This window comes from Actinokineospora sp. PR83, from assembly GCF_021056305.1.
Classification (GTDB): Bacteria; Actinomycetota; Actinomycetes; order Mycobacteriales; family Pseudonocardiaceae; genus Actinokineospora; species Actinokineospora spheciospongiae.
The window spans coordinates 1-1,995 of the sequence record NZ_JAJCXD010000148.1 but is presented as its reverse complement, the minus strand read 5'-3'; the positions used below and the strand labels follow the sequence as shown (position 1 = coordinate 1,995).

At 78.6% G+C, this 1,995-nt stretch carries 1 protein-coding gene; it reads left to right on the top strand.

Translation table 11 applies throughout. The features are described 5' to 3' along the window. Positions 1-1,995 (top strand): beta-ketoacyl synthase N-terminal-like domain-containing protein (locus tag L6E12_RS33540; RefSeq protein WP_236231940.1); only part of this gene is annotated, 1,995 nt, incomplete at both ends.

Here is a 1,995-nt window from a genome sequence, read left to right as displayed (position 1 = left end):
CGCCTGGGGCCCCTGGGCGGGGACGGGCATGGCGCACGCCGCCGGGGAGCTGGCCGGGCTCGGCCGCCTCGGCCTGCGCCCGCTCGACCCCGACCGCGCCGCGCGCGCCCTGCTGCGCGAACTCGGCGGCACCGACCCCGTCGTCGTGCTCGCCGACGTCGACTGGGCGGCCTTCCACCGCGCCTTCACCGCCCGCCGCCCGTCGCCGCTGCTGTCCGGCCTGGTCAGCGCGCCGGAGCCGGTGGTGGCCACCGCCCCGACCGACCTCACCCCGGCCCAGGCCGTCAAGCTCGTCCGCGCGCTGGCCGCGGAGGTGCTCGGCCACGCCGACGCCACGGCCGTGGGCGCCGACACCGCCTTCCGCGACCTCGGCTTCGACTCGTTGACCGCCGTCGAGCTGCGCGACCGCGTCGCCGGGGCCACCGGTGTGCGCCTGCCCGCGACCGTCGTGTTCGACGAGCCCACCCCGCACCGCCTCGCCGCGCTGCTCACCGGCGACGACCGCGCCGGGGCCGCCCCGGCGCCCACTGCGGCGGCCCCCGACGACGACCCGGTGGTCATCGTCGGCGGCGCCTGCCGCTACCCGGGCGGCGTCACCTCCCCGGACGAGCTGTGGCAGCTCGTCCTCGACGGCACCGACGCCATCGGCCCGCTGCCCACCGACCGCGGCTGGCCCGCCGACCTGCACCACCCCGACCCCGACCACCCCGGCACCTCGCTGGCCCGCCACGGCGGCTTCCTCGACGGCGCAGCCGGGTTCGACGCGGCGTTCTTCGGCATCAGCCCGCGCGAGGCGCTGGCGATGGACCCGCAGCAGCGGCACCTGCTGGAGGTGTCCTGGGAGGCGCTGGAGCACGCGGGCATCGACCCGCACGCCCTGCGCGGCAGCCGCACCGGCGTGTTCGCCGGAGCCAACCCCAACGACTACGCCGCCGTGCTCGCCGCGGCAGGCGAGGACGTGGGCGGGCACCTCGGCGTCGGCAACGCCCCCAGCGTGCTCTCCGGGCGCATCGCCTACACCCTCGGGCTGGAGGGCCCGGCGCTCAGCGTCGACACCGCGTGCTCGTCGTCGCTGGTCGCCCTGCACCTGGCCACCCGGGCGCTGCGCGCGGGCGAGTGCGACCTCGCACTGGCGGGCGCCGCGACGATCATGTCCACCCCCGGCGTGCTGGTGGAGTTCACCCGGCAGCGGGCGATGTCCCCGGACGGCCGGTGCCGGGCGTTCGGCGCGGGCGCCGACGGCACCGGCTGGTCCGAGGGCGTCGGGGTGCTCGTGCTCGCCCGCCGCTCGACCGCGGAGGCCAACGGCTACCCGGTGCTGGCCGTGGTGCGCGGCACCGCGGTCAACTCCGACGGCGCCTCCAACGGGCTCACCGCCCCCAGCGGCAAGTCCCAGCAGCGCGTCATCCGCGCCGCCCTCGCCGACGCGGGCCTGTCACCGTCCGATGTGGACGCCGTGGAGGCGCACGGCACCGGCACCGCGCTGGGCGACCCCATCGAGGCCGAGGCGCTGCTCGCCGTCTACGGCCAGGACCGCGCCGAGCCGCTGCGCCTGGGCTCGCTCAAGTCCAACATCGGCCACACCCAGGCCGCGGCGGGCGTCGGCGGCGTGCTCAAGGCCGTGTGGGCGATGCGCCACGGACTGCTCCCGCGCACCCTGCACGCCGAGCGGCCCAGCCCGCACGTGGACTGGAGCTCCGGGCGCGTCGAGCTGCTGACCGAGCCGGTGGCGTGGCCCGAGACCGGCCGCCCCCGCCGCGCGGGCGTGTCCTCGTTCGGGTTCAGCGGCACCAACGCCCACGTCATCCTGGAGCAGCCGCCCGCCGCCGCTGAGCGCGCCCCCGGTGCCGGGCAGGCGTTCCCGGTGCACGCGCTGCCGCTGTCGGCGGCCAGCCCGACCGCGCTGGCCGTGGTCGCCCAGCGGGCCGCCGGGCTGCTCGACGACCCGGCCGCGCTCGCCGCCGCGCTGGCCGACACCCGCGCCGACCTGGCCCA